Source organism: Scytonema sp. PRP1 (assembly GCF_036697665.2).
Classification (GTDB): domain Bacteria; phylum Cyanobacteriota; class Cyanobacteriia; order Cyanobacteriales; family Nostocaceae; genus Kalymmatonema; species Kalymmatonema gypsitolerans.
In genome coordinates this window covers 47,598-73,649 of sequence record NZ_JBAHYJ020000030.1, presented here as the reverse complement: position 1 = coordinate 73,649, position 26,052 = coordinate 47,598, and the positions used below count along the sequence as shown (strand labels likewise).

Sequence of the window (26,052 nt, the reverse complement as noted above, 5' to 3'; positions counted from 1 at the left end):
GAATCTGAAACCATCCTCAAATCTGTGGACGTGTTTAAACCTGAGAAACAGCAACTGCACTCACATCTACCTTTCTATTAAAGAGAATTCGCGGCTTCAGCAAAATTCTGAATATCAACAATAACGAACTAAATTCTCCTGGTGTCTTGTTGCGCTTCCACTGTCCCGGACGACAAAATAACATTTCCACAAGACGACGATGTTGATTCAAACTGACTGATTCAAACTTCACTCGCACTGTCGGAAATTGATCTTTAAAACCAGTACGGACAATGTTTGCCTCAAGCTGTAAATTCTCCTCTACAATTTCTAGTTTAATAGGCGTATTTTTTGATAAATGAGTAGGAGGGTTCTGCGTAACAGCAACTTCAGCACCTACCTCAGAAATCATTGTAGTTACTCCCCAAAAACTTTGCTTGCCAATACTTAAGCGCACCACTCGCCGCAAGTCAAACCATTCATAAACATCTGGTTTAGGAGCATCCAGAAAAATCAGCATAGCTATGCCAATCATAATCAAATTATAGGCACTCCATAACCAACCTAGGCTGATACCTTTAATTTGTAGAGCAGCTTCTGAAGAGACTGTGGAAGACCATGCACCTTTGTCGATGCACATTCCCACATTCTCCCATAAACTCAAGGCATTAGCGATGAACAAAATTATCAGAGGTAAGGCAAGGTTCCAGTTGAAAGAAAATCGGTTACTTGCTGTTCCTTTCGGTGTCACCTTAAACCCTTTATAAAAAGGATTTACCATGACTTGTATGACAGTCAATGCTGTAGGAACACACAGCAAGATAGAATAAATATCAGATAAAAAAGCTGAGCGTGATTGGTAATTTAACCAAGCAAATACAGTGAAATTTACGAGGTAGTAAGGCAGGAAGAAATACAACAACTCTGCTACGTTTGACCGAACAGGAATCACGCCTAAAAATGAATAAGCTAAAGGCATGAGGAGAAAAGAAACACGGGAAATAGCGCCAAACCAATGCAGCAATCCTTCTAAATGAGCCAATCTTTGAATTAGGCTTAGTCCAGGAATTGTTAAAGGATTGGATTTGATAAAAAATGCTTGAAGTGTGCCTTGTCCCCATCGTAATCTTTGAGTTGCATAAGCAGCAATATTGTCTGCTGCTAAACCAGCGCTGAGTTTTTCATTAAGATAAATCAAACGATAACCTTTGGCAGACAACCGAATTCCAGTAAAGTAATCCTCACTCAGAGACTCGGTAACAAAACCTCCTGCTGATAAGAGTGCGCTGCGTCGAACAACGAAGGAAGTCCCACAACAAACCATACTGCCTGCCGCATCTTTAATAGCTTGAGTTTGGCGATAAAACACTTCTTCGTCTGGGGTAAGAATATTTTCTAAGCCAAGGTTACGTGCTACGGGATCAGCATTGTAAAAGCTTTGGGGTGTTTGTACAAGTGCTACTTTTTCATCTTGAAAGAAACCAACTGTACGACTTAGAAAGTTTTTAGTAGGAACAAAATCAGCATCGAAAACAACAATGAATTCTCCATGAGTTTTGGCAATAGCATGATTTAAATTTCCTGCTTTGGCATGACTGTTGTCTGGTCGCGTTACATACTCACATCCCAACTCAAAAGCCAATTTTTTGATTTCTGGACGCCTTGTATCATCGAGAAGAAAAATTCTCTTATTGGCATATTCTAAGGCTTGGCAACCGATAATTGTGCGTCTGAGAATAAAAGCAGGTTCATTGTATGTTGGTATCAAGATATCAACAGATGGAACGAAATCACCATTGATAACAGCAACGGATTTCTCATCTGCTTCGCGGCGACGGTCTTTGATATTTAACATCAAAAATAGCTGGATAGTGCCACCGAAGAGCATTAACATTTCCAGCAAGAATAAACTTAGACTAAAAACGCCATTGAGGGGATTGACAAGATTTAAGGTAGAGAGCGATCGCCACAAAATATACCTTAAAGTTAGGATAATTAAAATTCCGACAACGAGCCGTTGTGACCAAACACGAGGCTGAGGAGAGACTTTCATAACCAGTAACACAGTTAGCAACAGTGCTACCGTGGGTGCTAGTAAATATTTTCCCCTCACCATTGGCACTTCTAGCCAGATTGGTGGGTTTTCTTGGAACAGATGAATCTGAGCAAAAATTCCACTAATTGTGTCTTCACCAGCAAACCATGCACCTACAATAATGCTGAATAAAAAAACGATGCTCAATAGAAACAGTGTTGCTTTTCGTAATTGAAGCCAAGATCTAGAACGGAGTTTCTTGACCAAACGCCGTTGGCGAAGACGGCTTACATTTTTTTTCAACTGTGTAATGGTCATTTTTATACTCCTTTAAAACCACACCTAGCATTCATGATTTTTCATTCTTGCCTGTATTGCCTAAGGCTTGACAGTTGCATGGTTTATCAAAAACAACATTCAACAATGGAAAGTTAGCGAAGTTTACAAGTTTACACAACTACTTATATCAAATTGTTAAGATTTGGTAAATAGTGTTTCGCCTTTAGAATTAAGGTTAAACGCAAATTGTGCTTGGAAGATGAAAATCGGATTAAAAATTTGCGTTGGCACAGCGCCAGTTTTTAAGAAATTCTCAGCCTAAATTCATTTAGCTTCACCGAAAGACGGTTTAAATTGTCCTTAGGGATTTCCAAATAAAAAAGTATCCAAAAATCTCTTGTGGAACAGGCGTCTCGCCCGTTCAGATCGAGGGCGGGCGGGGACGCCCACCCCACAAGATGGATAATTTATTTCTTGGAAATCCCTTAAAGATGGATGTGAGGATTCCAAACCGATGAAGTTGAAGTATTTGGCACTGCCTGGTATTGTCGCTATGTTGACCTTACGCTGTCCCACAGATGTAACATCGGCAGTATGCGGTATAAAAGAGAAAGATTACGTAAGTATTGCTTGCTTACAAAAAACCAGAGGTACTCAACGTTATGTCATACCTCAAAATGTGAAACTGGCAGATTTTAAGTCTGTAGAGATTTTTAAGTCTGTAGCGATATGGTGTCGTGCGTTCAATGCTACGTTTGGCTACGCAAAGTTGAGTCTTTGATGATAATTTTTTCGGTTTTGTATTTCTGTAAAAACGCAGAAATTCTTTGAGTCAAACCAGGTTTGTGCAAACAGGTGTTTTATGGAACTTGCAGATTTTCTTGGTCTTATCCATCCAGCGATCGCAGTCTTTTTTGTCTTTCCCCTGATTGGAATGGTGGTTAATTTTGCTTGGTCTACACGCCAGCGTCGCCTGCAAACCTTAGATTCTGGAAAAAGTAAAATTCCCGCCGTTGTGGGGGTAGAACACAGGCGATTAGGAAATTGGCTAACGGGTGCAGTTGTCGGATTGGCTTTAGTAGGGTTATCCTACCCAATTGGCAAAAATATTATCAAAAATCAATTGTGGAATAAAGAGATTTTCCAAGTCATTTTTATTCTTTTGATGTTTGCTGCCACTATTGCCTCTTTAGTATTACTTTATCGAGCTAAGGAGGCACTGTGGCGGGGAGTTTTTGCCACTTTAACGGGTGCAGGTTTAGTGATTCTCGGCTGTCAGGATGGAGTATTTCGCCGCACAAATGAGTGGTATTGGTCGCATTATTACTTTGGCATTGCCGCAGCCTTGCTGATGGTTTTTTCCCTAGCAATTGTTCCTGATATTTATAAAGATAGGTCGAATCGCTGGCGCATCGTCCACACAATTTTAAATAGCATTGCCTTGTTACTATTTATCGGACAAGGAATGACCGGAACGAGAGATTTACTAGAAATTCCTCTGAGTTGGCAGGAACCTTACATTTATCAGTGTGATTTTGTTAAGAAAGCTTGTCCTACACCAAATCCTCAACCTAAATAAAGAGTTATGAGTTACGAGTGCTGAGTAATGAGTAAAAAATTTTCTTCACTCTTCACTCTTCACTCTTCACTCTTCACTCTTCACTGTTCCCAGGTGGGTGCATTGGTAGTCTCACCGTAATGGTTGTTCCCACTCCCTCTTTACTTTTTATTCGGATCTCACCTCCATGAAGATCCACGCATTTTCTTAGAATTACAAGCCCTAATACACATAAATTTGTTAAATAAATTTTATGAATTTTTCTACAGTGAAGGTTCGTACTGACGTGGTCCTTTAGTACCCAACTTCCCCGCGCGACTGCTCCGCCACACAACCGCCACACCACCTTACAACCACACCGGACAACAAAAGCCCCACAAGAAACGCGTGTTGTGGGGCATGACTACAAAAGGGGTTTGGGCAAGTGTGTGGATCAGGGAACCCCGCCCAAGGATAACGGGGTACGTGCTATCTCTTGTTCGTTAGGGGTAGCTTAACTGGTTTATGCATTTTTATTGTGGTGGCTACGGCTGCGGTTAGGTGGTGGTTAGTGATTGAGGGGCTACAGCGCATGAATGCAAGCCCTCAAGCCTGCTTGCGCCTTTTGAGTACAGAAAATTTACATACAGCAAAAATATCTGGAGAATGATCCGGAACACCGGGACTGGTGTTTGTAGTTAAAAGTGTTCCCAAAAAAGAGAACAAAAAACCAGACACAACTGCATAAGATAGTCAAACCGACCCTAAGAAATACATAGAAACAGGTTCAAACCTAACAAACAAAAACCAAATTTGAAATTTTCCATGAAGAGGTAAGTAATTATGACTAGCTTTACTCAAATCCGGACACAAAACAACCTACTCCACCCGATTCGTCAATGGTTGGACTCGATAGAAATTCATAACCCCAAATTAGCTCATTCCTTGTGCAAGCTGATCCCCGCACAGTGTCCTTTCGAGCGTGATATTACAATGTTTGGTCGCAAGCTATTTCACATTCCACCTATGTGTAAGTTAAATCCTTTGTATGAAGAAGTGGTGAGTCTGCGTTTCAGAGCTTTGTGTTATCTTGCTGACGAATGCGGTGAAGACGTCACAGCTTATTGCTAGTAGTTAAGTGTAGTAGTGATATCATACTGCAATCATAGGCAGCAATTATAGGTAATGGCACGCTCAGCGTAGTACCTTTCATAAAATTTGATTTTATCAAAAGCATTCCACCATGAACTTGCACAATCCGTTTCATAAGCACAAGTTCTAACCCAGTTCCAGAAGATTTTGTAGAGTAAAAGGGCTGGGTTAGCTTGGGTCAAAGGAGTATTTACTCGTCCATCCCGGACAACTCATGACACACTACTGGATTTTAAGCTGTTGTGCCTTTAATTTGCACAATTTGGGCGGGCAGGATGCCCACCCCACAAGAATTTCATTGAAATATGGTATGCAAATTAGACGATTTTCAGCTTAAAACAAGCTTGGGGTTACGGCTTTATAAGCGACTCCAATATTATTAAGGTTTAGATTAAGATTTAGATTCGCTACTTACACCTCAAACTAGAGGCGAATCATTAAATCACCCATCTGGTATTCAATCACTCATTTAGTTACCGCTACACTTAAAAACCGTAGACAACTTCAGGAGTGCGATGAGTTATCTCGAGACAGCGGCGCAGTTTTACAGTGAAGTCGCCCAAACACCCCAAGTAGGACTTTGTTGTGTGCAAAGCACACCCCTGCAATTACCAGGGTTGAACATTCCGTGTAAGATGCAGGAAATGAATTATGGTTGCGGTACCACCGTTCACCCCACCGAACTTGGAAATCAACCCACAGTGCTGTACGTTGGAGTTGGTGGTGGATTAGAAGCTTTGCAATTTGCCTACTTTTCTCGACGTCCCGGTGCTGTGATTGCTGTTGACCCAGTGCTTGAAATGCGTCAAGCCGCTGCACGTAACTTGGAAATTGCTGCCAAAGAAAACCCTTGGTTTGATACCAGCTTTGTAGAAATTCGGGAAGGCGATGCTTTTAACTTACCTGTTCCTGATGATTCTGTTGATATCGTGGCGCAAAATTGCCTTTTCAATATCTTTGAACCAGAAGATTTAACTCGTGCTTTGCAAGAAGCTTATCGGGTGTTAAAACCAGGGGAAGATTGCAGATGAGTGATCCAATTGCGACTCGTCCCATTCCAGAACATCTGCGAAAAGATGAGCAGTTGCGAGCAATGTGTTTATCAGGCGCACTCACTTATGAAGAGTATATTCAGCGTATCATAAGTGCAGGATTTGGTCAAGTAGAAATTCGCGATCGCCGTCCTTACCGTTTGCTCGATTCCCAGACTTACAACTTAGAAGAAAATCTACTTTTAGAAAGTCTAGATTCTGTGGCTTTCAAAGTTCCAATTCCTGAAGATGGTGCTTGTGTATTCACAGGAAAAACAGCCATTTATGCTGGGTCTGAACCATTTTTTGATGATGAAGCAGGTCATTTTCTTCCCCGTGGAATTCCAGCATCAGTGTGTGATAAAACGGCTGCAAAACTTGCAGATTCCATGCCAGATAAAATCATGATCACTGATTCAACCTGGCACTACAACGGCGGCGGTTGTTGTTAACCTTGTAGCGTGCGTTACACTGCGTTAAATCAGATGTTGCACCCAACAAGAGCCAGAGGCTCTAACAGGATGTTTGAGAAGTATCAAATATTTTACTTGATCCCCCCTGCCCCCTTAAAAAAGGGGGGTAAAAGTCCCTTTCAAGGGTAGGTTTTTTGAAATCTCGAAGATAGTTGAGAATTTTCTCAACTATTTAACGTGGTTTGGTCGTTTCAGGATTTTTAAATTGGCTGAAATAGTCAAAAAATGACCAAATACAAAATACCTACCTTTGTAAGGGTAAAAGTCCCCCTTCTTAAGGGGGATTTAGGGGAGCATCGATAAATTTTGGTACAATACGGCACTTTCCAAACATCCTCTAATATCTCGTTACCAGGTTGAACCTGGTAACGAGGGTTTGGAGGCTTCGCCTCCTCCAATGTGTGCTAAACAGACCTTATAATTTGCATTTTCACAAGTTAGATAATGATTCAAACAGCGCTCACGCCTTTCCAACAAAAACTTGCGTCTCCTTTAACAAAAAAAGGAATCACTGTTTTACAAATTAATTTAGGTAAGCGCTGTAACCTTGCGTGTAGCCATTGCCATGTAGAAGCGGGACCAAAACGCACAGAAGAACTTTCTCCAGAAATTTGCCAACAATTGATTGAGATAATTCAGAGATTCCCAGAAATTAAGATTGTTGATTTGACTGGCGGCGCACCTGAAATGAATTATGGTTTCAAGCCATTGGTAGAAGCAGCAAGAGCAAATGATAAACAGGTGATTGTGCGGTCTAATTTGACCATCTTTTTTGAAGAAGGATTTGGCGACTTACCAGAATACTTCGCTAAACACAAGGTTCGGGTTGTTGCTTCTCTGCCGTGCTATTTAGAAGATAATGTAGATAAAATGCGTGGTACAGGCGTATATGATGGTTCCATCAAAGCGCTGCAATGGCTGAATCAACTGGGTTATGGCAAAGAGCCAGATTTAATTGTGGATTTAGTCTATAATCCACAATTGCCTACAACTGAGAAATTTTCCCAAACGCCAGACCAAATTAAGCTGGAAAGAGATTACAAACAGTACTTGAAAGAAAGTTTTGATATTAGTTTTAACAACCTCTTCACCATCACCAACATACCAGTTGGAAGAACAAAACTGTATTTAGAAAGGAAAAAATTGTATGCTCCTTATTTGCAGTTTTTAGAGTCTCATTTCAATACGGGAACAGTTGAACATTTGATGTGTCGGGATGAGATTTCAATTGATTATCTGGGTAATGTGTATGACTGCGACTTCAACCAAATGATGAATTTACCTGCGAAAACTCGCGGCGGGGAAAACATCACTGTTGCCAAATTGCTGGAAGCTGATCGTTTGGACTTGATAGGTGAGGTACAAACAGCAGCTTATTGTTATGGTTGTACGGCTGGTAGTGGTTCCAGTTGTGGTGGCGCTTTGGTGTGAAGTCCTAGAACATCAATTCAGTAATCTTTGGAAGAACCTCTCCCCTAACCCCTCCCCTACGAGGGGAGGGGAATTTGGCTCCCCCTTCCCTTATAGGGAAGGGGGCTGGGGGGTTAGGTTTATGATTAGTGAATCGATGTTCTAGTATAATTGCTTAGGAAAGGCGTTCACCAACTCACTTGTGCTCGTTCACAATAATGTCGTTACCAAAACTGTTACCGGCGCTTTACTAACGCTCGTATAGGTTTATGATGAATCAAAGTTAAGTCTCCTCACACCACACCTATAACCGTGGACTCAATTGAGCTTCCACGGTTTTTTATTTTTTCATCAAATGTCAACAGATACTAGCAAGCCTAGGGAACTTACGCAAAGGCGCTAGTCTGCTATACGAGAGGAAGCGCGTGAATACGCCCAAAAAATTTTTGTTACCAAAATTGTTACGAGCGTGTTTATACTGGTTAGTTACCGTTATGATGATATTTAGTTAAGCTCCTCACACCACATCAATAGCCGTGAAACTTTTTGTTTCACGGCTTTTATTTTTGGAACTGATGCAGGGGCGCAGTACAGGTGGCAAGGGGTGCGATATCGGTGAAGAGGGGTAAACAATGCGATCGCACACTTTCATTTGCCACTGACAATTGTGCCTCTGCTCAAAAGCAAATATTGCCTTGATTAACTTTTCCTTGAAGTCTTTGCTTAACTGCTACGGTAAATTTTAGGTCAGATGCTAATTCATCCAGATTTAGATATATCTTTCTTTGTCTGCGGGTTATAAGCTTATCAATAGTTTGTTCTTTTACTCTTGTACCCTGAAAAGCAGCAATTAGTGAAGCTTTGTCCGCTGTATTGATATTGACAGCAGGTGACTGTAACTGTGATGTTGAACCTTCTTCTGCAGATTTGGTAACTTTATCAGCTTGGATAAATTGAATATTTTTAAGCTCTAGCTTTCTTTGCAAAAGAGATGGGCATGAAGGAGCAATCATAAAAGCTATATCAGGTGGGTTCCCATTAGAGCGGGATGGATTAAATTTAACATCGTTTAACCATTCCTCAAACGTTTGTAAGTGTTCGCTCAAAAGCTCATAGTTCTTAGCTTCGCCAAAGGCTCTTGCTACAGAAATACCGTTGTGTAACAATTCCACATAGGAGTCAAACGCATGACCTTCAAGCACGGTTGTAGTTGAAACTGCTGACAACTTATATGCAGCCTGTTTCAAATATTTTCCCCACAGTTGTTTACATTCCGCTTCTACTAACTCGCGGGCATTTCCTTCAAAGACTTGCTCGGGGGCTTCCTTAAAATACTTTTCATGTATTTCCAGCACTTCGGTAGCATATTCCCGGCAAAACTCCCTCAATGTATTAGTAGGGTTTAATCGTATATTTTGAATTTCTTGCCATGCTTGGTCAAAATATTTATATCCCTTATAAGCTCCTTGAATCCGTTCCTCAATTTTTGCTCTTATCAGGTCGAACTCATTGCTATAACCCTTGTTTAAATTGATAACTAATTCCCCTACAAGGCTCTCTATTACAGAATCCCCAGCAATAAAACTTCCTACATTCCCTGATGTCCCAACTAAATATATTAACAAGCGAATTTTTGATTTAAATTGTTGAAATGCCCTTCTAATCAGTTGTTTAAAAAGTAGCCTTGTTTCCTGGATTTCGTTAGGAAATTTTTCTAGAGCATCTAACTCATCTGTAAGATAAACAAAACTAAACTTTGGATCAACGTCAGATACTTCAGAAATAACATAAAAGAAAAACTCTTCAAACCCATCTACACCTTTGGTGATATAATTTTTAAACTTACTACGAAATGGCATCAATTTAGTTGCTGCTTTCAGTTGAGCAACATCAGTATTTTCTAAAAAATCGCTCAAAATGCGTTCAGAAACATTTCTAATCAAAGCTAAATTTGGATTGTGTAGTAGCTCCCAGAATGTATCGGCTAGGATATGGCAGTAAAGTTTGTCGATAAAGCTCTGACTACCACTTCCCATCGGTATGTCAGAAAGTTGGAACTGAACGACTATAGAATGATTCTGATAAGTGGGCTGAGTTTTGGTTAACTCATGCAAGTAAGTCAGTAAGGAAGTCTTACCACTACCAACCAGAGCAGCAACAAATCTAAATGTGAAGTAGCCATCATCAAAGGTATGTCTTAGATCATCTTCAAGCATCTGGGTTATATTGGATATCTGTCGTCCAGACAGACTTCGAGCAGTAGACCCTTCGCCATCTGATCCTGGATATCTAACAACTCGCTCAATTCTAATATCGTCAATGAATCCAGCGCCTGACCTTACTTGTTGAAGAAAGTCTTTGATAAACCTTTTCTTTCCTGCATCTTCTGGCATAAATTATTCTACCCACTGAATCAATTCCTCGTCTTTTTCGGTAACGGCAAATATTTGACCAGTTGATTTAAGCTGAGCAAAATATTTATCCCATAGTGATTTAGAGATAGAGTTATGTTCCATAAACTTTTTACAAATTTCTACACTCCGAATAGCAACAACTCCACGCAATTCTTGTTGCTTTCTTTCTGCAAAATATAGTTTCTTAAACTTTTCTACGAATGTTTCAAAGTCCATGTCTTCAACAGGCGAAGAAACATAGTCTTTGTCAGCTGTCAATTTCAGGCAATGTAGAACAGTGTTTAGAACTTTAGGTCCTTTCTGAGATTCAAATTTGTAATCAGTAGTTTGCAAATTAGCAACTAGGGCTTTCATCCCCTGCTCTGTCACAGACAATCGACCTTTTTGGGGAGATTATCGCAAATCATGTTTGTGTAAAAAGTCATATATAACATTCGCATTGTTCTTAAGTTCTTTGGGTAAGCTGCCCCTTAAATCACTTTTAGTCACTGTACCCTCTGGTGAGTAGGCAACAGCATAAAGCAAGTAAAGCATTTGCTCCGTAGCGAGCTTGGTCATAAATTCCTCTTTGATAAATTTACTTGTACTCCTACTTTTGTAACTATACATTACAAAATTTATGTAACAATTAATACTTAAAAACTAGTAAATTTGTTACATAACTTTAGCTTACTGGTGGTACGCAGCACAAAAGTATTTCTGTTGAAGATACAGATAACCTTACCAAAAGCAATATCCTTTTACTACCAGCAATGCGAACGCTTGTTACTTCCATAATCTCTCTAGAAGTGCGTAAGAATCGCCTTTATCATGCAATACCGTTCAGTTAAGGGTTTTTTATGATAGTGTATCCCTTCCCTTGATGAGACGCTTTGCGACTTTGGGCGGGCACGAAGTGTCCACCCTTGTACACCTGTAGAGACGTTCCATACAACGTCTCTACCGCAAAGGTTATCGTTTTTGCAAATTCTCTTATCGGCAAGCGTATTGCTTTATCATGTAACATCACAGTGATGCCTCTTTCCTCTCTTCGTTGGTGTTCTTGGCGTCTTGGCGTCTTGGCGGTTCAAAAAAAGCAGGGGGACAGTGCTTTACGCGATCGCCCTCTTGTTTACGGTAAAGTTTAAATGCAATTACCAAGCTGAATTCACACCAGGAGGAAGTCATGAAAGCAGTCTTAATGACAGCAGCAGGTAGTCCCGAAGTTCTGCAAGTGCAGGATGTGCAAAGCCCTGGCGTTCCTCTAGGAGAAACTGAACTTTTGGTACAGCTACGCGCAGCAGGCATTAATCCGATTGACACCAAACTTCGTCAACGTGGCACTTTCTACCCCGACAAAATGCCCGCGATTTTTAGGATGTGATGGTGCAGGTGTTGTCGAGGCGGTGGGTGCAGCCGTACAGCAATTTCGCGTAGGTGATGAAGTGTATTTTTGTCACGGTGGCTTAGGCGCACACCAAGGCAATTATGCTGAATATACCACTATTGACGAGCGGTTTGTTGCCCGTAAACCTGCGTCTGTATCCTTTGCAGAAGCAGCAGCAGCGCCTTTAGTCTTAATTACCGCTTGGGAAGCTTTATACGAACGGGGACGCTTGGAACCTGCGGAACGAGTTCTCATTCATGCAGGTGCTGGTGGCGTCGGTCATGTAGCAATTCAACTGGCGAAGCTCAAAGGTGCTGATGTCTGCACAACCGTCAGTACTCGGGAGAAAGCGGAGTTCGTCCAAAAACTGGGTGCTGACCATGTCATCTATTATAAAGAAACAGACTTTGTGCAAGCAGCACTCGATTGGACTGGTGGGGAAGGTGTAGACTTAGCTTTTGACACCGTAGGCGGAGAGACTTTTCATAAAACTTTCCCAGCAGTGCGAGTCTATGGCGACATAGTGACGATATTGGAACCAGACGCTAACACCATTTGGAAAGCTGCTAGATTGCGTAATCTCCGCATTGGCTTGGAATTAATGCTGACACCAATGTTGCAAGGAATTGTGGAAGCGCAACAGCATCACGCAGAAATTTTAGAACAGTGTGCTAAGTGGATTGATGCAGGGAAGTTGAAAATTCAAGTTAGCGAGACATTCCCACTAGAAGAAGCAGCGAAAGCTCATCATTTGCTTGGAACTGGGTCAGTGACGGGTAAAATTGTTCTGCTAATGGGAGATAAGTGATACGAAAACTATTTTGGTAAATTATGACCCCACCCCTTACCCCTCCTCCGCAGTCGCCTCAACGGGGGGAACCCCCGCACGGCGCTGCTCTCCGCAAGCGAGGAGGGGAAAAAATACCTCCCCCTCTCTGCAAGCGAGGAGGGAAAAAAATACCTCTCCCTCTATGGTTGCACACAGAGGAAAAAATACCTCCCCCTCTCTGCTTGCGGAGAGGGGGTTGGGGGGTGAGGTTTTTTCATCTTGGGTAGGGTGCTTAAAACAAGCTGGTTTATTGATTATCTTATGTGCGCTGTTCTTTTTTTCACAACCCCTAGCCGCATGGGGCGCACCTGCACAAATAGAACGTACTCCTTTAACTCTAGAATTATTACAAGAGCGACTCCATACGCCCATCCTTCGTGAAGGCAATGTCGTAGTAGATTTGCGAGAGATGGTGATAGATTTACAACCGGAAAATGCGAGCTTTCGCGATGCTTTCTATCAAATTCTGGGAAAAGAACTGCAAAAAGCAGGCTCAAAACCTTTAGGTTTAGACTTGAGTTATTCTCTCATTCAAGGAAATTTTTTTGGCAGCGATTTGGGTTTGAGAACACCTCTGTATGCTCAAGCGATCGCCCCTATTTTCACCTCAACTGAACAAGAACAACTGGAACGTCTACGCCAGGTTTGCTTGCAGTCACTTGCTGTAGCATTACCTAGTTCTAAAGACTGTAAATCGCTTTTAGCAAAGTCAACTACATCCACCGAAATTAGTGTTTTCCGTGGTTCGTTGACGCTGGTAGAAACTCGCTTCAATGGGACTGTGCAGTTTTCCAATACGTTTTTTCTTCAGCCTGTGGATGCTCAAGGTGCTATTTTTACTCAACAGGCAAATTGGACTGAAACAAGATTCAGCCGTGCAAGCAGCTTTGCCAGTGCGACTTTTAAGAAAGAAAGCCAGTTTCTAGGCAGTATCTTCTTTGATAAAGCTAATTTTAAACAAACGCAATTTCAGGAAAGCACATATTTCCAAGACAGCACTTTTGGAGATACAGCCAATTTCACTCAAGCAATTTTTAAGAAGTTGGCTAAATTTACTCGCGTGCAGTGGCAAGGAAATGCTGATTTCTCTAATGTACATTTTTCCGAGCAAGCACAGTTTACTAAAGGTATTTTCAATCAGTTTCTCTTCCTTACAGAAGCGACATTTGAGCAAGCTGTAACTTTGCGGGAAGCACAGTTTAACCAACTTGTGAATCTGCAAAGCGCTAGCATTGTCAATTCTGCAGATTTTAGCGATGCTGGATTTGCAAAGGACGCTTATTTGAATGTCTCTGGTCTAATTTTTAACTCTAACCAAGCAAAAATTTTAGGCAATCCAGGTCAAATTGGTAAAATGCTTGTGGTGTCTGGGTTCCAAGGCAATCAAAGCGTTTTGCGGAATTTAGGGCAAAATTTCCGTCTGTTGCAGCAAATTGGCGATGCGAATCAGTTGGAGTACACAAAGCAGCGGCTGCGACTGCAGGATTTAAGCCGTCATCTGGTTGGTACGAATTTGAATAGTGCTTCTCAAGAAGGTTTGGTAAAGCTGGGTTTTTCGGTAATTCAAGCAGAAGCGATCGCCCGTCGCCGTCTTCAACAATTATTTCGCAATAAAACTGAGCTACTTACTTTACCGTATATAGATTATGAAACATACACCCAACTAAGCTCGCACTTATTTGTCAGCGAACCCCTCTCACCATTTGGGTGGTTATTGCAAGCATGGAATTGGTTGGCATTGAGTTTACTGCTTCTGCTTTCTGGCTATGGGACGAATTTTTGCTTAGTGATTGGTGTGGGGTTGATTGCGATCGCCTTCTTCGGTTTGCTGTTTTGGCTTGTTGATCGTTTCCGTCGCCTGCTTCCAGTACCAATTATTCCCACAGCATACGAAACCACTTGGATGCTGACGAGTTTTAGCCTGTTAACACTGTTTGGCTTATTTGCTATTTTTCGGACAGGAGAACAGCCTTGGCTAACACTAGCGTGTCTTTTCGTTATTATCTTCCCGTTGGCGATCGCATTATTATTCCGACTTTACCAACAAGGGCGCTATCACAACTTGATGGACGTTTCCTACTTCACGGAAGATGGGACTTTGCGGCAGTTACGATTACTTATTGGGCGTTTGCCAGTGATACCCAGGTATCAAATGTTTCGTGAGCGATATTTGCCTCTGTTGTGGAACAGCGGCTGGAACTGGCTCAATTATTACGACTTTAGCCTCAACAACCTATTAAGATTAGGCTTTAATGACATTCGCTTACGAGACGAACACCTTCCTGGTATCATCACCACACTTGCCTGGTATCAGTGGATTTTGGGTATACTTTACATCACGCTACTTTTGTGGACTCTCTCTCGCACAATTCCCGGATTAAACTTGCTGATTTATCTGAAGTAATACTTTGTTGAGTAAATTGTTGTCGAGTTTTGATACTAGCGCTAACGTTAAAGATATTAACCCACGCTATTAACATTTTTATCAGATTTTATAACTTTATCAATGCTTGAGTCCTGCCCATTTTTAACCGCTGACGAGCAGCCTATTTCTCTTGAGCAAGCCTTAAGATACCTTGAGTCTGCTGGAAAACTTGAGTCTGTTCTTTGGGCGATTATGCGTCAGCACGTCTTAGAAAAGGAACTACAAGCCTTAGACGATACTGATATTAATTCTGATTTAATCGAACAAGTCGTGATTGATTTTCGATTAAATAATCAACTTACTGACTCTGCAAGTTTCCAAGAATGGCTAGCTCAAGAAGGTTTAGATTACCCTACTTTTCGCAGCCAAATAGCTTCTAGTCTCAAATTGGAAAAACTGAAAACTCAAGTTAGTGAGCAAAATATACAGGAATATTTTATTGAACGCAAGATATTTTTGGATCGGGTAGTGCTGTCGCGCCTAGTCGTAGAAGAACAAGCACTTGCTGAAGAGTTAAAAAGTCAAATTATCGAAGATGGGGCAATATTTGAGCAACTAGTCCAGGAATATTCTATAGCAGATGACCAGATTTTTAATGGCATGATGGGAGCAATTAGTAAAGGTACATTGCCAGATGCACTTAGGGCTGCTATTAATTTAGCAAATCCTGGAGACTTGATAGGACCAGTGGAAGTTGAGGGGCTGTGGTATTTAATTCGCGTTGAAAAATTCCTAGATGCTTCGTTAGAAGAACAGTTAAAACAAGAACTAGAAGATGAGCTTTTTGAGCAATGGTTAGAAGAGAAAATTCAAAATATTAATGTCAAGCTTCAGGTGAATTTTTAGTGATAAATCATGAACTTACGCTGGGAAGAGTTGCCTTTTTGCTTGCTAACTCCTGAGCAGCAAATCCAGTTGAGAAATCAAGCAGAAAGTCGTCGTTATCAGACTGGAAATATAATTTGGTCTACAGATGAACCCGGAAGCCAATTTTTAATTACCTCGGGAAATGTCCGTCTTAGAGAAGAGGGAAACCCTAAGTCATCAACTTTAAAAGCAGGAGATTCGTTTGGGGATTTACTAGAGCTTTCTGGACATTTTAAAGCTGTGGCATCTAGCAAAGATGTGGAGGTGGTACGCTGGAATGCAGGACTGTGGCAGCAAGCTTCTTCTTTAGAATTAAAGAGCTTTTGGCAGCAAGAGCGATCGCGCTATCAACCAATAGAGGCTAGTCTCCCGCAACCAGTATCAGGTTATCCATTTATCTTAAGTCCCAACACGGCGGCTGCTTGCTTAACAATGGCAGCTCAATATCTACAAAATCCCATCCAGTTGGAGTTTGTACAGCGTCAACTCCGGGGACAAAACCCCCATAATGTGATGGAAGCTGCTGAAAAACTCGGACTGCAACTGCGACAGCTACAAGTGACTTGGAATGATTTGCGCTCATTATCCTTTCCTGCTTTGCTGTGGCAGCATGACTGGATTGTTGTGTATGGCATGAGGGGTAATCGCTTAATTATCGCCAATCCCACCAACCTCAATCAAACTTGCGAAAGCGTTCCCCAAAAGATGCTTGAGGAAAATTGGAATGGGCAACTTTGGCAAGTCGAACCAATTCAAAAGCAGGAGAAATTCAACCTCAGTTGGTTTGTCCCTGCGATTTGGCGCTACCGCAAGTTACTGGGAGAAGTCTTGTTACTTTCTTTTGCGCTGCAATTGTTGGGGTTAGCAACGCCAATTATCACTCAGTTTATCATCGACAGAGCATTGGTGTACGGCAACCGTGGCACTCTGGATGTGATGGCGATCGCTCTCCTTATTGTTGCTCTTTTTGAGGCAATTTTGGGCATTTTACGGCTATTCATCTTTACCCATACTGCCAACCGTCTCGATTTGAGTTTATCCTCTCAGTTGTTTCGTCAACTGATGCGCCTACCCTTAACTTATTTTGAATCACGGCGGGTAGGTGATACCGTTGCCAGGGCGCAGGAATTAGAAAATATTCGTCAGTTTATGACAGGTACAGCCTTAACTGTCATTTTGGACAGTATTTTCTCAGTGGTGTATCTGGCATTAATGTTTTCTTACAGTATTACCCTCACATGGGTGGCTTTGGCTGTGATTCCTCTATTTGCTGCTTTAACTTTAGTGGTAACGCCGATACTACGCCGTTGGCTGAATGAAACTTTTGATCGCGGTGCTGATAGTCAATCTTTTTTAGTAGAGACAGTCACGGGAATTCATGCTGTAAAAGCCCATGCTGCTGAACGCAAATCCCGCCGACGTTGGGAAGGCTTGTTTGCCCGTTACATCCGCACCAGTTTTAAAGCTTCTACCACTTCTAATATAGGTAGTAACATCGGTGACTTTTTGACGAATTTTTCCTACTTAATTATTCTTTGGTTTGGAGCCGGACTCGTCATCGAACAAAAGCTGACAATTGGTGCATTAGTTGCTTTTCAAATGTTAGCTTCTAGGGTGACAGATCCACTGCTGCGGTTAGTGCAGCTTTGGCAGGAATTCCAGCAAGTTTTGCTATCTGTGGATCGGCTGGGGGATATTCTTAATTTTGCCCCAGAAGCTGAACCCGGTTCTGGTGTCGTTTTACCACCGTTAAAGGGTAATGTACATTTTGATAAAGTGTTTTTTCGCTATCAAGAAGACCAAGAAGAACCTGTTTTGAAAGGTATTTCTTTCACTGTGCAACCAGGAATGTTTGTGGGAATTGTGGGACGCAGCGGTTCTGGTAAAAGTACCCTTTCTAAACTTTTGCAACGACTTTACCAACCACAATCCGGCTCAATCTTGATTGATGATTTTGATATAAAAACTGCTGATATTGGCTCTTTGCGCCAACAAATTAGCGTCGTCCTCCAAGAAGATTTCCTCTTCGACGGTACCATTTCCGAAAACATCACCTTCGGCGATGTAGATATTACAGCAGAACAAGTAAAACAAGCAGCACGACTAGCGGTTGCTCATGATTTTATCAACAAACTGCCCCACGGCTACGAAACAAAAATTGGCGAGCGGGGAACCTCCCTATCTGGCGGACAAAGGCAACGCATTGCTCTATCGCGTTTATTCCTTTCCCAAGCCCCGATTTTAATCTTAGACGAAGCGACAAGTGGCTTAGATAGTGAGACAGAACAAAAAGTATTGCAGAACTTGCAGGAAGTAAAGGGGGAGCGTACGGTATTTATGATTGCTCATAGATTTGGAGCGTTGAAACGAGCAGACTTGATTTTAGTATTAGAAAAAGGAGAGATTGTGGAACGAGGCAATCATGAGGAGTTGCTGGAGAAAAGAGGCGTGTACTTTGCTTTGTATCAACGGCAGATTGCTAGTGTGTAAATGATTAAGATTGGTAAGAATTTATTGACACAGTTAAGGTTCAAAGAAGGAACTAGAGGTCAAAATTCTATATTTTCACGGTTGTTTTCAGCCCTTTTTGGCTGTAAAGAGAGAGGTTAAAATTTACAGCTAGGGGTTTACTCAATTTCTAGCTCTTGCAAAAGCTAGAAGCCAACAAAAGTCAAAACTTAAGATTGGAGTTTGATAGCTATGCTTCCAGAAGAAGACAGGCAGGCACTTAAAAACAACGGCTATAAAATTTCTCCCAAGGGGGTAATTTCACCAATTGCTCACCCTCTCCAGACTCATAATCGAAAATCTTCTAGCAGTGCAGCGCAACTCGGACGGCAGCAGGAGCGGGATTCGCTCAACAATTCTCGCCCGATTCAACCCAAGCCTACGCCGACCCCCACAGCTTCAAATAATCGGCGTTACGGTTCAGCCGATGCTGCCGAACGTTGGACTTCAGGCGCAAGTCCTAAACCCAAGCCTATGCCAAATCTACGTGGGATGTCCCCTGATGCTGCCGAACGTTGGACTTCAGGCGCAAGTCCTAAACCCAAGCCTACGCCAAATCTACGTGGGATGTCCCCTGATGCTGCCGAACGTTGGACTTCAGGCGCAAGTCCTAAACCCAAGCCTACGCCAAATCTACGTGGAATGTCCCCTGATGCTGCCGAACGTTGGAGCAAAAGCTCAACTCCTCAACCCAAGCCTACGCCAAATCTACGTGGGATGTCCCCTGATGCTGCCGAACGTTGGAATGGTGGCTCAGCGATCGCTCCTTTGGGACAGCAGCCCGCGAAAGACCCTCCTCTTCCTCCTCCCCCAGCTTCTGAGCCGCCAAAGCCAGAGCCTGAAAAGAGTTGGTGGAATAAGGCGAGGGATTTTGTCAAGGAAAAGACAACTGACGCATGGGATAAAACAAAGAGCGCAGGTACCTTCGTCAAAGACCATGCTGAAGATTTTGGTCACGGGGCTTTAGATGCAGCAGGTTTTATTCCACTGGCGGGTGCAGCATTTGATGGTGTTCATGCAGCTTGGTACTTAGCCAAAGGAGATAAGGTAAACGCTGCTCTCTCAGCTGCCTCTGCTATTCCATTTGCTGGTGATGCTTTTGCAGCAGGTAAGCTTGCCACTAAAGGCGTGATTGCTGCTAAAGGTTTAAAGAGCGTTAGCGAAGCTAAAAATCTTGCTAATGTTACTGAAGAGGTTCTCAATACTGCCAAGGTTGGAGGTAGAGGTCCTAGGATTAAGAAAAACAAGGGTGTTGGTAACTTGACTGAGGATTTGTGGAATGGACACTTGAATGCAGAAGTAAAAGCAGGCAACCTTGAGGTACACATCCCTCAGACAACCCTAAAAAATCCTACTACAAATAAAACTATGCAATTGAATGGTAAGAGGCGTGTGTTAGACAACTATGTTAAGGAAACAAGTAGTGGACAAGGAATTGCTCTAGAGATTAAAGCAACACCTAGAGCAGCCCAAAGTGCTAAGGCAAAAGCTCAATCGAGCCGAACTCAAGCTGGTATAAATAGAGGCGCAGTTGCTGGTAATAAGGAGGATGGTTATCACAAAGTTGACGCTCAAGTCACCAAGGTAGGGCTACCCATCTTAGGATCTGGAGGCAACACTGGTCCCCATCTCCTAGACCCACCGTTAGATTTGCCCCATCTCCTATAAAAGTTAACCTCAAGGGTGTCAACACCGTCAAATCAGGGAGCTAAAGTAGCAGGAAAAGAGAGGAAACTAGCTCACCGGAAGCTATAGCAACCTTATCAATTTTTTATTCCCATTGATAGGAAAAACTAACTTTGTAAGCCAGCGTCAAAAATCTCTTGTACGGTTAAATTCAATTCAGGAAATGTTGGTGAAACAATACGTTCCCCTTTCCTAAACTGGCTAACTTGGTATTCGCCTTCCACTAGTTGATAAATTGAAATAGTTGGTTGTTTCGGGTTACCGATAAACCGCCTTCCACCCAAGCCAAGATAATCGACAATCCAATATTCGGGAATACCAATTTCCTCATAATCGCCAGCTTTATCAAGATAATCATCGCGCCAATTAGTACTCACAACTTCTATTACTAATGGAATTGATTCACCGTAACTAACTGTTGATTGATTTTTCCATCTCGGTTCTGTTGCTAAATTAGGACGGTTTAACAACAGTACATCTGGCGAGTAACCTGTTTCACTTTCAGGTGGTTTGACTAACACTGTTTTGGGGATACCGTATGGCAAATTAAGGCGAGTATATTCTAAAGTAAATTTCTCAACCAAAAATGCGATAATCTCTTCATGGTCGCCTAATGGTTGTGATATTTCAACAATTGTCCCATTATGGAGTTCATACCGACCGTTGTCTGGTTTCCAATTTGCAAATTCTTCAAAGCTTACTAGTTTGGGTAAAGCTTGAGTCATATATACCTCAGATAACTCTTCTTCAGAACCCCGACTTCTTAGAGAAGTCGGGGTTCTTATTTCGACGATTCACTTAACAGAAAACACCTCATCAAACTTCCGCGTCACTGGCTCAATTAACAAGCTCAAAATCGTCTTCTGCCGCATTACAATTTCCCCAGTAGCCTGCATCCCAGGAGTTAACGGCTTATCTTGACCCCGCGCCTTAATTATGAATTTATGCAGTTTAATCCTAGTCGGATAAACCTCTTTGCCCGAATTCTTATCTTTCACAACTGCGTAGGGACTAACAGAAACAACAGTGCCTTCAATCACACCATATTCTTGATAAGGAAAAGCTTCTATCTTCACCTTTGCATTCATCTGTTCATCAACAAATCCCCGATATTGATTTGGCAAATCAACTTCTAGCAAAGGTTGTTTCCCTTCTGGTAAAATTGACAATAACTCCTCACCAGGTTGCACTATACCTTGACTTGGGTTTACTTTAATGTTATACACTCTGCCAGTAATTGGAGCTGTAATAGTTTGATTCTGCCGCTGATTTTTAGCTTGAGCTAGTTGCCTTTCAACTGTCTGCAATTCTTCGCGGCGCTTGCTTAGTTCAGAAAGGGGTCCAGTTTTATAATTTTGCTTGAGTTGCTGGATATTTTGCTCTTTGGCAGCAATACTTTTTTCTAAGTCTCTGACTTTGTCTTGAGCATATAGATAATCTTGTCGCGGGATAGCACCAACTAGACTACGCAATCTATTGACATCCCGTTGAGCGGCTTTGAGATTAAGTCGCAAACCGGAAAGTTCAATTTCTGCCTGCTTAATGCTTGCTTTCTGGCTTTCTTCTGCTGCTTTGCTACGAGTCTGGATGTCTTGCTTAATCAATTGGGCTTGATTGTTTAGCCTTTGAATATCAGCTTGGGAGGATTCTGAGTCAAGTGCTACTAGAATGTCACCCTTTTGTACGGGCTGACCTTCTTTGATCCTTGTTTCGTTGATATATTTAATTTTGCCACTACTAGGCGATCGCACTGGCTGCACGTCTTGCTCACCGGGAATCAACTTACCCGGAGCCACAGCCACTTCATCAACTTTACTCAAACCAGCCCAGGCGATCGCCCCAAATACTGCCAAACTTAAAGTTACCCCCACCAATCTTGTATAAAGCGGGGGTAGCTCTTGCACTGCTTTACCTAATTCATAATCTAAATAAGCGTCTGGATTAGCAAATTGCTCTTTTGTTTGCCGAGCTTGAGCTGGAGACGAAGCTAAGGGCAGCTTCATAGTTTTGGCAGTTTATTGTACAGTTCTCGCAGATTTATCTATACTATCACTTTGCTAATAAGTGTAAGATGGATAGCCTCATTAGACCTCTCCAAAAAACAATGTAGAGACGTGACGCCAGAGCCGGCACGAGGGAGACCCTCCTGCATAGCGCTGGCTCGCTATGGCACGTCTCTACAAAGGTTGTAGACTTGCTACTAAACTTTAGCTTGCAAAGACTTGAGCAATTCAGTATTCACACCAGACTCACGCGTTAACGCAATCTTGCCAGTGCGAGCTATTTCTCTGAGACCAAATTTTTGCAGCACTTGTACAATTGCCACCATTTTACCTGGATCTCCCACAACTTCCAGAGTCAGAGAATCTTCTGCCACGTCCACAACTCTGGCGCGGAAAATTTGAGAAATTTCGACAATTTCTGAACGGGTACTGCTGGTTGCATTCACCTTGAGTAACATCAATTCTCGCTCTACGCAAGGAGTTTCCGTCACGTCCTGCACTTTCAAAACGTTGATCAGCTTGTATAATTGCTTAGTGAGTTGTTCAATAACGCGGTCATCACCAGGGACAACCATTGTAATCCGAGAAATTCCTGGTTGCTCAGCAGGACCAACCGCAAGGCTTTCGATGTTGAAGCCGCGACGGGCAAATAAGCTAGAAATACGGGAAAGAACTCCCGCTTCATCTTCTACAAGCACTGATAAGGTATGTTTCATCGTCGCCAACACAGGCTAGAGGGAGGAAGTTATGAATAACAGAGATAAGCTAATGTATTTTTAACTTGTATGCAAACGGGCGGGCAAGATGCCTACCCCACAAGACATCTGTCTAAATGCAATATGCAAATTAAATGTTTGTTAGCTTATGGTAGCCGTGCTACACGTACTGTTGCACAAGATTGCAATTTAACCCCTTATTGTAGCCGATCTGGTAATTGGAATCGAAATAAGTCGTCTTGGGTATTACAGTTAAAAAGCATTTCTGGATCTGGCAAAGGTAATGCTTGCACGCGATGTTGCTTCAGCCACTCCTGAAATGACTGCCCCCCTTGGTTGATATACTGCATCAAACTTGGTAAACAGCGACGGCGGTAGAAACCACACAGCGGTTCCCATCCTTTAGTATGATGAACTAGAGCAGCGATCGCCTCATCTTCCACACTATCCAGCGCCGCCGCCCATTCTTGCAACACCTCAATGCGCAACTTTGGTAAATCGCAAGCAAGCAGCAACACCCAATCTGTTTGCACATACGCCAGTGTTTGGGCAAATCCAATAACTGGTCCGTGCGGTAATGATTCGCCGCTCGTTTCGTCAGACAAAGGCAGTTCGCGGATAAACTGAACTGTGGGTGATAGCAAGTGTTGATAACGTTCTTGCCAGGGAGTGACTACATAAACAGTATCAGCACAACTTGCCGCAATTTGACAAACCAACTGCAACAGCGGTACGCCTTGAATGGGAATCAATGCTTTATCCCTTCCCATGCGAGAACTCTTTCCGCCTGCTAAGACTATGGCAGTTAAGTGATTAGTCATGAGTCATAAGTTTAATGAACCTCACCCTGCCCTGTCGGCATTCCTCTCCTTACTAAGGAGAGGGAAAATATGTTAGCGCAGAAAAATTTTGAGTAGTGTAGGGTGGGCACTGCCAGTCAGATCCTGCCTATTATATTCGGGTTTTAGTGGCAGTGCCCAGCTAGGTGTGTTTCTGGTAACTGATAACTGGTAACTGTGAATTGAAAATCCTCTAAATTATATCAGGATCAATGTTTAATTCTCGCAATTTAGCAGCTAATCTTTCAGCTTTACTAAGTGCTAATTCTTTTTGTTGACGTTCAAATTCAGCTTCTTGTTTTGCTAATTCTTTTTGTTGACGTTCAGACTCAGCCTCTTCTTCTGGTGTTGGAACTAACTGTCCTGATAGTGTGAAAAATCGCAATAAACCTTGATGAATTCCTAGATATAAATCTAGTTGCTGACTCCACAAAAACCCTTGATTATTTGCTTCTAAAGGTTCATACTTGCCATCTACTAAATGAAAACCAACAAATTCTAATGTATATGGATCGAACCAAAAGTAATCAGGGGTACGGAAGGTGTTTTGATAAAGTTTTTTCTTAAGTTCTTTATCTGTATTAGCAGTTGATTCTGAAAGAATTTCGAGAATAAAATTAGGATATTTACCTTCTTCTTCCCACACTACCCAACTTTTGCGGGTTTTGCGTTCTGTGTCTAGCACGACGAAAAAATCTGGTCCCCGGAAGTCTTCTGATCTGCGTTTGCTGAGACTGTAATAAATAGTAAGATTGCCAGCAGCGTAAAAATCAGTCCTATCTCGCCACAACCATTCCAAGCATTTGAAAAGTAGGATTATTTGCCGTAAATGTAGTTCAGTTTCCAAGGGAGGTTCGTCACTGTATAAATCACTTGGGGGGAAGGATAACATCTTCTGGGATGTCTTGAGGAAAGTCTATTTCTTTGGCGAGGGACATGGGTTGTATGGTATCAGGTATTTATGGGTTTATTTTAACGTTGTCATGATGGGGTGTTTTTAATTGCCGTTGCCCCAATTTTGTGGAATCAGTAAAAATAAAATTTTTGTAGGGTGTGTTAGGCGCACCCTTTCGATATGATTTGTTACGAAAACATAACGGAAGCGCCTAACGCACCGCCATATAACATGGTGCGCCCTTGCTAAAGCCGTAACGCACCCTACTTAAAATTTACTGTCAATTGTTATCGCCCCAATTTTGTCGAATCAATTGTGTTAAATGGTTACGAACTAGCCTTTCAAACTCACCCTTGTTTTTGTAGTTCCAAGATAAGCCTTCTTGCGGAAATTTCTTCTTGAAAGCAAGAACTTTGCCCCACTGCTGTGTTTCTTCCTCAGATTGAGGTGTATGAGCTTTCTTACAAAAGTAGAACATAATCTGAGGACTACTATTCTTTTTCCAAGAATCATAAGCACATTGGAATTCATGTTCTGTGCCAGATTGACGATCTTTGGTTGGTGTCCCAAATCGCTTCCAAAAAATTCCTATCAGGATGTCACAATTTGCAATATCTAATATAGGGTCAATCAAACCTTGTGGTCCCTCTGGATGAAATCCTGGGTAAGTATCTGTCTCCCACCGGGAGAGTTCTAGGATTAAACGCTTGTCTGCGGCAATACCACGATTTAATTCATCAATTATAGTGGGTAGAATATCTCTTTCAGGCTTCACCGAAAGACGGCATGTTGCCCCATCTCTTCGGTGAGTGGGGAGGAATTGCCGCCTTGCCGCCTTAGTCATTAGTCATTGGTCAATAGTCATTAGTAAAAAAAAGCACGGCTCCCAAAGTGAAAAATGTACTAATGACTGACGACTAAGGACTAGTCACCACCAACGCCCAAATTCCGTGTAGTGAATATCATTTGTGTTTGGGGGTTGTTGCGTCCAAGGACATCTGTGAAGGTGTAGACTTGCCACCACTTGTCGTAAGCTTGGCAAACTGAGTTGAGATAGCCACTCCAATCGACCATGTTGAGCTTGAGGTAAGGAGGGTGTTATTTTAGCTGTGAGAGACTTTCCTCTATCTTAATCTCGGTAATTTGCTCGTGGGTGAGAATTGACAACTTGGCGTTGAGTGTTTATATGTCGTTGGCGAGTATTGGAATCTCATCATTGAGTTTCAGAAGCTTGTTGTCGAGTATCAGTTTTCTGTAGTGTGGCGCATTGCCTACTATAGCGGTTCTCAATTGGAAAGAACATAGTTCTTGATTCTTGTGGGATGGGCATCTTGCCCGTCCTATATCCGGGGGGACTAGAAGTCATTGGTTTCAACAATCACGTTCAAACGTTTATCCCACGTTGATTTACCCCACCCCTTACCCCTCCCCGCAAGCGGGGAGGGGAGGTTTTGGCGCAAGACAAAACCGGGGTGGGGTGAAGCGACAATCGCGGCCAAATATAAGGGCATGAGGCAACAACAAACGCAGCAACGCACCAATCAATGCGATGCGTTACGGCAAGTTCTCACTTTCTCAAAGTTTCAAATCCTTACATAGCCGTAACAC

General features: G+C 42.3%; 19 protein-coding genes and 5 pseudogenes. 10 read left to right on the top strand and 14 right to left on the bottom strand.

All coding sequences use genetic code 11. The features are described 5' to 3' along the window. Positions 1-34 precede the first annotated feature (34 nt). Positions 35-2,332 carry a glycosyltransferase family 2 protein gene (locus tag V5G28_RS05605; protein ID WP_332993762.1) on the bottom strand — a complete coding sequence of 766 codons (2,298 nt, stop codon included), beginning with the start codon at positions 2,330-2,332 and terminating at the stop codon, positions 35-37. Between the two features lie 544 nt (positions 2,333-2,876). Between V5G28_RS05605 and V5G28_RS05600 the strand changes: the two are divergent. Both V5G28_RS05600 and V5G28_RS05595 read left to right on the top strand, forming a co-directional pair. Then, positions 2,877-3,074, top strand: a pseudogene (locus V5G28_RS05600) (DM13 domain-containing protein); the annotation flags it as partial. Positions 3,075-3,155: 81 nt separating this feature from the next. After that, entirely contained in the window at positions 3,156-3,872 is a 717-nt protein-coding gene (locus V5G28_RS05595; protein ID WP_332993758.1) for a DUF4079 domain-containing protein, read from the top strand. A 73-nt stretch (positions 3,873-3,945) separates the two neighbouring features. Here the strand turns inward: V5G28_RS05595 and V5G28_RS05590 are convergent, their stop codons facing one another. Next, complete coding sequence (locus tag V5G28_RS05590) at positions 3,946-4,194, bottom strand: ATP-binding protein (protein ID WP_332994037.1); 249 nt, start codon at positions 4,192-4,194, stop codon at positions 3,946-3,948. 479 nt (positions 4,195-4,673) lie between these two features. Here V5G28_RS05590 and V5G28_RS05585 point away from each other — a divergent pair, with 479 nt between their 5' ends. Further along, a complete protein-coding gene (locus tag V5G28_RS05585; protein ID WP_096566102.1) occupies positions 4,674-4,961 on the top strand; it encodes a Mo-dependent nitrogenase C-terminal domain-containing protein in 288 nt (95 codons plus the stop codon). Here V5G28_RS05585 and V5G28_RS05580 read toward each other — a convergent pair. Beyond that, positions 4,945-5,145, bottom strand: a pseudogene (locus tag V5G28_RS05580) (hypothetical protein); the annotation flags it as partial. The gene V5G28_RS05585 and the pseudogene V5G28_RS05580 sit on opposite strands and share 17 nt — an antisense overlap. Before the next feature lie 352 nt (positions 5,146-5,497). Here V5G28_RS05580 and arsM point away from each other — a divergent pair. Together arsM and arsS are read left to right on the top strand one after the other, a co-directional pair. Continuing rightward, a pseudogene (gene arsM / locus V5G28_RS05575) lies at positions 5,498-6,465 on the top strand (arsenosugar biosynthesis arsenite methyltransferase ArsM). A gap of 465 nt (positions 6,466-6,930) precedes the next feature. Next, positions 6,931-7,917 (top strand): arsenosugar biosynthesis radical SAM (seleno)protein ArsS, encoded by a 987-nt coding sequence (arsS, locus tag V5G28_RS05570; RefSeq protein WP_332993754.1) that lies wholly within the window; start codon positions 6,931-6,933, stop codon positions 7,915-7,917. Positions 7,918-8,573: 656 nt separating this feature from the next. On the opposite strand, the gene V5G28_RS05565 is transcribed toward arsS, so the two are convergent. The 4 genes from V5G28_RS05565 to V5G28_RS05550 all read right to left on the bottom strand — a co-directional run bounded on the left by V5G28_RS05565 (position 8,574) and on the right by V5G28_RS05550 (position 11,477). Beyond that, positions 8,574-10,289: a hypothetical protein gene (locus tag V5G28_RS05565; protein WP_332993752.1), complete on the bottom strand. Its 1,716-nt coding sequence runs from the start codon at positions 10,287-10,289 to the stop codon at positions 8,574-8,576. A 3-nt stretch (positions 10,290-10,292) separates the two neighbouring features. Beyond that, entirely contained in the window at positions 10,293-10,679 is a 387-nt protein-coding gene (locus V5G28_RS05560) for a hypothetical protein (protein WP_332993750.1), read from the bottom strand. A 24-nt stretch (positions 10,680-10,703) separates the two neighbouring features. After that, entirely contained in the window at positions 10,704-10,868 is a 165-nt protein-coding gene (locus tag V5G28_RS05555) for a hypothetical protein (RefSeq protein ID WP_336229825.1), read from the bottom strand. Between the two features lie 447 nt (positions 10,869-11,315). Next, complete coding sequence (locus tag V5G28_RS05550) at positions 11,316-11,477, bottom strand: hypothetical protein (protein WP_336229823.1); 162 nt, start codon at positions 11,475-11,477, stop codon at positions 11,316-11,318. Between V5G28_RS05550 and V5G28_RS05545 the strand changes: the two are divergent. From V5G28_RS05545 to V5G28_RS05525, 5 genes and pseudogenes are all read left to right on the top strand, one after another. Then, a pseudogene (locus tag V5G28_RS05545) lies at positions 11,476-12,484 on the top strand (zinc-dependent alcohol dehydrogenase family protein). The gene V5G28_RS05550 and the pseudogene V5G28_RS05545 sit on opposite strands and share 2 nt — an antisense overlap. Positions 12,485-12,647: 163 nt before the next feature. Beyond that, positions 12,648-14,909, top strand: coding sequence for a pentapeptide repeat-containing protein (locus V5G28_RS05540; RefSeq protein WP_336229821.1), 2,262 nt, complete (start codon positions 12,648-12,650; stop codon positions 14,907-14,909). A gap of 102 nt (positions 14,910-15,011) precedes the next feature. Further along, the gene (locus V5G28_RS05535; protein ID WP_332993739.1) at positions 15,012-15,776 is read left to right on the top strand and encodes a peptidylprolyl isomerase; all 765 of its coding nucleotides are present in this window, start codon (positions 15,012-15,014) and stop codon (positions 15,774-15,776) included. 9 nt (positions 15,777-15,785) lie between these two features. Then, positions 15,786-18,287 (top strand): type I secretion system permease/ATPase, encoded by a 2,502-nt coding sequence (locus V5G28_RS05530; protein ID WP_332993737.1) that lies wholly within the window; start codon positions 15,786-15,788, stop codon positions 18,285-18,287. A 210-nt stretch (positions 18,288-18,497) separates the two neighbouring features. Further along, positions 18,498-19,973, top strand: coding sequence for a hypothetical protein (locus tag V5G28_RS05525; RefSeq protein ID WP_332993733.1), 1,476 nt, complete (start codon positions 18,498-18,500; stop codon positions 19,971-19,973). Between the two features lie 125 nt (positions 19,974-20,098). Here the strand turns inward: V5G28_RS05525 and V5G28_RS05520 are convergent, their stop codons facing one another. The 7 genes and pseudogenes from V5G28_RS05520 to V5G28_RS05490 form a co-directional block, all read right to left on the bottom strand. Further along, complete coding sequence (locus V5G28_RS05520; protein WP_332993731.1) at positions 20,099-20,716, bottom strand: Uma2 family endonuclease; 618 nt, start codon at positions 20,714-20,716, stop codon at positions 20,099-20,101. A 69-nt stretch (positions 20,717-20,785) separates the two neighbouring features. Beyond that, positions 20,786-21,994, bottom strand: a complete 1,209-nt coding sequence (locus tag V5G28_RS05515; RefSeq protein WP_332993729.1) for an HlyD family efflux transporter periplasmic adaptor subunit — start codon at positions 21,992-21,994, stop codon at positions 20,786-20,788. A 197-nt stretch (positions 21,995-22,191) separates the two neighbouring features. Next, positions 22,192-22,710, bottom strand: coding sequence for an acetolactate synthase small subunit (gene ilvN / locus V5G28_RS05510; RefSeq protein ID WP_332993726.1), 519 nt, complete (start codon positions 22,708-22,710; stop codon positions 22,192-22,194). 197 nt (positions 22,711-22,907) lie between these two features. Then, entirely contained in the window at positions 22,908-23,531 is a 624-nt protein-coding gene (locus V5G28_RS05505; RefSeq protein WP_332993724.1) for a molybdenum cofactor guanylyltransferase, read from the bottom strand. A gap of 211 nt (positions 23,532-23,742) precedes the next feature. Then, positions 23,743-24,487 (bottom strand): annotated as a pseudogene (locus V5G28_RS05500) (Uma2 family endonuclease). 237 nt (positions 24,488-24,724) lie between these two features. Continuing rightward, positions 24,725-25,288: a DUF4062 domain-containing protein gene (locus V5G28_RS05495; protein ID WP_332993722.1), complete on the bottom strand. Its 564-nt coding sequence runs from the start codon at positions 25,286-25,288 to the stop codon at positions 24,725-24,727. Positions 25,289-25,368: 80 nt separating this feature from the next. Next, on the bottom strand, positions 25,369-25,518 hold the full coding sequence (locus tag V5G28_RS05490) for a hypothetical protein (protein WP_332993719.1): 150 nt from the start codon (positions 25,516-25,518) through the stop codon (positions 25,369-25,371). Positions 25,519-26,052 lie beyond the last annotated feature (534 nt).

Bases quoted from the DNA above. Each gene is read 5' to 3' on its own strand.
- V5G28_RS05520 (WP_332993731.1), bottom strand. From the start codon at position 20,716: ATGACTCAAGCTTTACCCAAACTAGTAAGCTTTGAAGAATTTGCAAAT.
- V5G28_RS05595 (WP_332993758.1), top strand. From the start codon at position 3,156: ATGGAACTTGCAGATTTTCTTGGTCTTATCCATCCAGCGATCGCAGTC.
- V5G28_RS05530 (WP_332993737.1), top strand. From the start codon at position 15,786: ATGAACTTACGCTGGGAAGAGTTGCCTTTTTGCTTGCTAACTCCTGAG.
- V5G28_RS05535 (WP_332993739.1), top strand. From the start codon at position 15,012: ATGCTTGAGTCCTGCCCATTTTTAACCGCTGACGAGCAGCCTATTTCT.
- V5G28_RS05565 (WP_332993752.1), bottom strand. From the start codon at position 10,289: ATGCCAGAAGATGCAGGAAAGAAAAGGTTTATCAAAGACTTTCTTCAA.
- V5G28_RS05495 (WP_332993722.1), bottom strand. From the start codon at position 25,288: ATGACTAAGGCGGCAAGGCGGCAATTCCTCCCCACTCACCGAAGAGAT.
- V5G28_RS05490 (WP_332993719.1), bottom strand. From the start codon at position 25,518: ATGGTCGATTGGAGTGGCTATCTCAACTCAGTTTGCCAAGCTTACGAC.
- V5G28_RS05605 (WP_332993762.1), bottom strand. From the start codon at position 2,332: ATGACCATTACACAGTTGAAAAAAAATGTAAGCCGTCTTCGCCAACGG.
- V5G28_RS05555 (WP_336229825.1), bottom strand. From the start codon at position 10,868: ATGACCAAGCTCGCTACGGAGCAAATGCTTTACTTGCTTTATGCTGTT.
- V5G28_RS05525 (WP_332993733.1), top strand. From the start codon at position 18,498: ATGCTTCCAGAAGAAGACAGGCAGGCACTTAAAAACAACGGCTATAAA.
- V5G28_RS05540 (WP_336229821.1), top strand. From the start codon at position 12,648: ATGGTTGCACACAGAGGAAAAAATACCTCCCCCTCTCTGCTTGCGGAG.
- V5G28_RS05550 (WP_336229823.1), bottom strand. From the start codon at position 11,477: ATGACTTCCTCCTGGTGTGAATTCAGCTTGGTAATTGCATTTAAACTT.
- V5G28_RS05515 (WP_332993729.1), bottom strand. From the start codon at position 21,994: ATGAAGCTGCCCTTAGCTTCGTCTCCAGCTCAAGCTCGGCAAACAAAA.
- arsS (WP_332993754.1), top strand. From the start codon at position 6,931: ATGATTCAAACAGCGCTCACGCCTTTCCAACAAAAACTTGCGTCTCCT.
- V5G28_RS05505 (WP_332993724.1), bottom strand. From the start codon at position 23,531: ATGACTAATCACTTAACTGCCATAGTCTTAGCAGGCGGAAAGAGTTCT.
- ilvN (WP_332993726.1), bottom strand. From the start codon at position 22,710: ATGAAACATACCTTATCAGTGCTTGTAGAAGATGAAGCGGGAGTTCTT.
- V5G28_RS05585 (WP_096566102.1), top strand. From the start codon at position 4,674: ATGACTAGCTTTACTCAAATCCGGACACAAAACAACCTACTCCACCCG.